Source organism: Mesorhizobium sp. M2C.T.Ca.TU.002.02.1.1, from assembly GCF_003997225.1.
Genome location: NZ_RZTO01000498.1, coordinates 1 through 4,728, shown reverse-complemented (window position 1 = coordinate 4,728; position 4,728 = coordinate 1). Strand labels below are relative to the sequence as shown.

7 protein-coding genes are annotated in these 4,728 nt (G+C 68.0%); 6 read left to right on the top strand and 1 reads right to left on the bottom strand.

Features of this window, described 5'->3' with window-relative positions:
* From EOD07_RS23295 to EOD07_RS23285, 3 genes are all read left to right on the top strand, one after another.
* Positions 1–208, top strand: a 208-nt coding sequence (locus EOD07_RS23295; RefSeq protein ID WP_206519530.1) for a precorrin-8X methylmutase, incomplete at its 5' end; no start/stop codon positions are given.
* The gene (locus EOD07_RS23290) at positions 205–954 is read left to right on the top strand and encodes a precorrin-2 C(20)-methyltransferase (RefSeq protein ID WP_127237130.1); all 750 of its coding nucleotides are present in this window, start codon (positions 205–207) and stop codon (positions 952–954) included. The genes EOD07_RS23295 and EOD07_RS23290, both read left to right, overlap by 4 nt.
* Positions 951–1,715: a precorrin-3B C(17)-methyltransferase gene (locus EOD07_RS23285; RefSeq protein WP_127237129.1), complete on the top strand. Its 765-nt coding sequence runs from the start codon at positions 951–953 to the stop codon at positions 1,713–1,715. Before EOD07_RS23290 ends, EOD07_RS23285 begins: the two co-directional genes overlap by 4 nt.
* On the opposite strand, the gene EOD07_RS23280 is transcribed toward EOD07_RS23285, so the two are convergent.
* On the bottom strand, positions 1,679–2,446 hold the full coding sequence (locus EOD07_RS23280; protein ID WP_127237128.1) for a cobalt-precorrin-6A reductase: 768 nt from the start codon (positions 2,444–2,446) through the stop codon (positions 1,679–1,681). The two genes, EOD07_RS23285 and EOD07_RS23280, sit on opposite strands and share 37 nt — an antisense overlap.
* A gap of 1 nt (position 2,447) precedes the next feature.
* On the opposite strand from EOD07_RS23280, the gene cbiE reads away from it, so the two are divergent.
* From cbiE to cobM, 3 genes are all read left to right on the top strand, one after another.
* Positions 2,448–3,689 (top strand): precorrin-6y C5,15-methyltransferase (decarboxylating) subunit CbiE, encoded by a 1,242-nt coding sequence (gene cbiE, locus EOD07_RS23275; RefSeq protein WP_127237127.1) that lies wholly within the window; start codon positions 2,448–2,450, stop codon positions 3,687–3,689.
* Positions 3,686–4,066: a cobalamin biosynthesis protein gene (locus EOD07_RS23270; RefSeq protein ID WP_127237126.1), complete on the top strand. Its 381-nt coding sequence runs from the start codon at positions 3,686–3,688 to the stop codon at positions 4,064–4,066. The genes cbiE and EOD07_RS23270 overlap by 4 nt, the downstream gene beginning before the upstream one ends.
* Positions 4,063–4,728, top strand: a 666-nt coding sequence (gene cobM / locus EOD07_RS23265) for a precorrin-4 C(11)-methyltransferase (protein WP_127237125.1), incomplete at its 3' end; no start/stop codon positions are given. The genes EOD07_RS23270 and cobM, both read left to right, overlap by 4 nt.

Genomic DNA, 4,728 nt, shown 5'->3' with positions numbered 1-4,728 from the left:
CTTCTACCTGCTCGAAAAGCTGCGCGACGGCGCGCCGAAGCCGGCCGCGATCATCGGCATGCCGGTCGGCTTCGTCGGTGCGGCCGAATCCAAGGACGCGCTGGCCGAGAATTCCTATGGCGCGCCCTACGCCATCGTGCGCGGCAGGCTGGGCGGCAGCGCCATGACCGCCGCCGCGCTTAATTCATTGGCGAGGCCCGGCCTGTGAACGCGATCGTGAAAGGCCGCTTGGTCGGCGTCGGCACCGGCCCCGGCGACCCCGAGCTTTTGACGTTGAAGGCGGCGCGGGCGCTGGCCGAGGCCGACGTCGTCGCCTATTTCGCCAAGCGTGGCAACAACAGCAATGCGCGCGCCATCGTCGAGGCGCGCTTCCGGCCAGAGATGGTCGAGCTGCCGCTGCTCTATCCGGTGACGACCGAGATCGACAAGGATCACGACGACTACCGCGCGCAGATCACCGATTTCTACGAGCAGTCGGCCGAGCAGGTCGCCGAGCATCTCGGCGCCGGCAGGATGGTGGCGGTGCTGTCGGAGGGCGATCCGCTTTTCTACGGCTCCTACATGCACCTGCATGTGCGCCTCTCGCACCGCTTCCCGACCGAGGTCATCCCGGGCATCACCGCCATGTCCGGCTGCTGGTCGCAGACCGGCGTGCCGATCGTCCAGGGCGACGATGTGCTGACAGTGTTGCCGGGCACGATGAGCGAGTTCGAGCTGACCCGTCGGCTGGCCGACACCGATGCAGCGGTGATCATGAAGGTCGGCCGCAACCTGCCGAAAATCCGCCGCGCGCTGGAAGCGACCGGTAAGCTGGCCAAGGCCGTCTATGTCGAGCGCGGCACCATGCCGGGTAGCGTCTCCATGCAGCTTGCCGACAGGCCGGACGACAAGGCGCCCTATTTCGCCATCGTGCTGGTCGCCGGCTGGTCGGCGCGCCCTGGAGCCAAGCCATGAGCGGCCGCCTTACCGTCATCGGTCTCGGCCCCGGCAACGCCGACCAGGTTACGCCGCAGGCTGCCAATGCCGTCGCCGAGGCTTCCTTCTTCTACGGTTACAAACCCTATCTCGACCGCCTCGAATTGCGGTCCGACCAGACCCGCATCGCTTCCGACAATCGCGAGGAGCTTGCGCGCTCCAACGAAGCGTTGGCCAAGGCGGCCGAGGGCCACAGCGTCGCGGTCGTTTCCGGCGGCGATCCCGGCGTCTTCGCCATGGCCGCGGCCGTTTGCGAGGCGATCGAGGCCGGTCCCGCCGAATGGCGTGCCATCGACCTTTCGGTCGTCCCGGGCGTCACCGCCATGCTTGCCGTCGCCGCCCGCATCGGCGCGCCGCTCGGCCACGATTTCTGCGCCATCTCGCTCTCCGACAATCTGAAGCCTTGGGAGCTGATCGAGCTGCGTCTGCTGGCGGCGGCCGGAGCCGGCTTCGTCATCGCGCTCTACAATCCGATCAGCAAGGCCCGCCCCTGGCAGCTTGGCCGCGCCTTCGAATGCCTGAAGGCGATCCTGCCCGGCACAACGCCGGTGATCTTCGGTCGCGCCGCCGGCCGGCCGGACGAGCGCATCGAGGTTTTCCTGCTGGCGGACGCCGATGCGGCAAAAGCCGACATGTCGACCTGCATCATCATCGGCTCGCCGGAGACCCGCATCATCAAGCGCGGCGAAAAACCCGAGTTGGTCTACACGCCGCGTTCGGCAACAGGGTCGAAAAGATGATCGACCTTTGCCGCCAGCGCATCGACGGTCTCGGCCGACGGCACGTCAGGCAAAGGCGGCCGGCGGATCATGACCACTTCGGTGCCGAGCGCCCGCGCAGCGGCGATCTTGCCATAGGTCGCCTCGCCGCCGCTGTTCTTGGAAACGACCGCATCGATCCCGTATTTTTCGAGCAGCGCCCGCTCGTCGGCTTCCGGAAACGGTCCGCGCGCCAACAAGTAGAGCGCATCGGGCACCGCGAGCTTCGGCTCGACCGGATCGACGCTGCGGATCAGATAGTTGTGCTGTGGCGCGGCCTCGAAGGCGCCGGCCTCTTGCCGGCCGATCGCGAGGAACACGCGACGCGGCGCCGTACCGAGCGCACTTGCTGCCTCGGTGACGCTGTTGACCGGCGTCCAGCGATCGCCCGCGACGGGCTCCCAGCCGGGACGGCGCAGCGCAAGGATCGGCACGCCAGCCTGGCTTGCGGCTTTGGCGGCATTGGCCGAGATGCGTGCCGCATAAGGATGCGTGGCGTCGATCAGCAGATCGATCTTTTCCTGGCGAAGATGGGCGGCGAGCCCCTCAGCGCCGCCAAAACCGCCGACACGCACCGGCACGCCTTGCGCGACCGGGCTTTCGGTGCGGCCGGCCAGCGACAGCGTGACCGAGAAATCCGCGTGACGGACAAGCTTCCCGGCCAGTTGCCGGGCTTCCGTCGTTCCGCCGAGGATCAGGATACGGTGGGTCATCATGCCTGCTAAGGGTCCGCGCGCCGCCAAGCCCGCCTCGAAATGGCTGACCGTCGTCGGCATCGGCGAGGACGGTGTAGCGGGTCTCGGCGACGAGGCCAAGCAGCACATCGCACAGGCTGAGGTGGTGTTCGGCGGCAAGCGGCATCTCAGCCTTGTCGCGTCGCTGGCCAAGGGCCAAGCGCGCCCATGGCCGACGCCCTTCGATGCCGAAATGCGCGACGTGCTGGCGCTGAAAGGCAAGAATGTGTGCGTGCTAGCCTCCGGCGACCCGTTTTTCCACGGTGTCGGCGTCACGCTGGCCCGCAAGGTGAAACCGGAGCAAATGACGGTCCTGCCCGCGCCCTCTTCCCTGTCGCTGGCCGCCTCCCGCCTCGGCTGGGCCTTGCAGGACGTCGAGACCATCTCGCTGCACGGCCATTCGATCGACCTGATCCGGCCCCTGCTCCATCCCGGCGCGCGCATCCTTGCCCTGACATCGGACGCAGACGCTCCCTCCGCCATCGCCGCGCTGCTCGACGAGCTCGGCTTCGGCCCTTCGCGGCTGACGGTGCTCGAAGCGCTCGGCGGTCCTGATGAAACGCGCCGCACCGTTCGCGCCGATACCTTCGATCTTAAAAAAATCAACCCGCTCAACGTGCTGGCGCTCGACATTGAATCGACGCCGGATGCGCGTGTCCTGCCCTTGACCGTCGGCCTTGCCGATCACCTGTTCGAGCATGATGGCCAGATCACCAAGCGCGAGATCCGCGCCATCACGCTGTCGGCGCTGGCGCCAAAGCGCGGCGAATTGCTGTGGGACATCGGCGCCGGCTCCGGCTCGATCGGCATCGAATGGATGCTGGCGCACCCTTCGCTGCGCGCCATCGCCATCGAAGCCAACAACGAACGCGCCGCCCGCATCCGCCGCAATGCCGCGCATTGCGGCGTGCCCGGCCTCGTCGTGGTCGAAGGCGCCGCGCCCAGGGCGCTGGCAAAATTGGAGACGCCCGACGCCATCTTCATCGGCGGCGGCGGCAGCGATGCCGGCGTCCTGGAAAAGGCAATCAAGGCGCTCCGACCCGGCGGCCGGCTCGTGGCCAATGCGGTGACGCTGGAGATGGAAGCCCTGCTGCTTGATCAGAACAACAGGCGCGGCGGCGATCTCACGCGCATCGCGCTATCGCGCGCGGCGCCTGTCGGCTCGATGCAAGCCTGGCGTCCGGCCATGCCGGTCACGCAGTGGAGCTGGATAAAACCATGATGGTCGCGGGCATAGGCAGCCGCAAAGGCGTGAGCGTCGAAGAAGTGCTGGCGGCGATCGAGACCGCGCTTGAGGCGCATGGCCTCGCGATGACGGCGCTTTCGGCGCTGGCGACCGCCCCGCTCAAGAAGGATGAGGCGGCGATTTCCGCCGCCGGCCGCGCGCTCAACCTGCCGGTGGTCATTGCCGAGGACCGGGTCCTGCAGCAGGCCTCGCCCCGCAGCCGTTGCGATCTCTCGCAGAGCCGCGCCGGCACGCCGTCGGTTTCGGAAGCGTCCGCTCTCGCAGTCGCCGGGGCCGGTGCAAGACTGCTCGGGCCACGTACGGTGCTTGGCCCGGTCACCTGCGCCATCGCCATCAGCGGAGATGCGCCATGACCGTCCATTTCATCGGCGCCGGTCCGGGTGCGGCCGATCTCATCACGCTGCGCGGCGCGCGGCTGCTTGCCAGTTGCCCGGTCTGCCTCCATGCCGGCTCGATCGTCGCACCGGAACTGCTCGAGCACTGCGCGCCCGGCACCAAATTGATCGACACCGCGCCGATGTCGCTCGACGAGATCGAGGCCGAATATGTCGCAGCCCACAAGGCCGGCCAGGATGTCGCGCGCCTGCATTCCGGCGATCTTTCGGTCTGGAGCGCGGTGGCCGAGCAGATCAGGCGGCTGGAAAAGCACGGCATCCCCTACACGCTCACCCCTGGCGTGCCGTCCTTCGCGGCGGCGGCGGCGGCACTGCGCCGCGAGCTCACCATTCCGGAACTCGCCCAGAGCCTGGTGCTGACCCGCGTTTCCGGCCGCGCCTCGAAGATGCCGCCCGGCGAAACGCTGGCCGGCTTCGGCCGCACCGGCGCCACGCTTGCCATTCATCTCGCCATCCATGCCATCGACCGCGTCGTCGCGGATCTCACGCCGCTTTACGGCGCCGAATGCCTGGTCGCGGTCGTCTTCCGCGCCTCCTGGCCGGACGAACGCATCCTGACCGGCACGCTCGGCACCATCGAAGCGCAGCTTGCGCAAAACCCGATGGAACGCACAGCGATC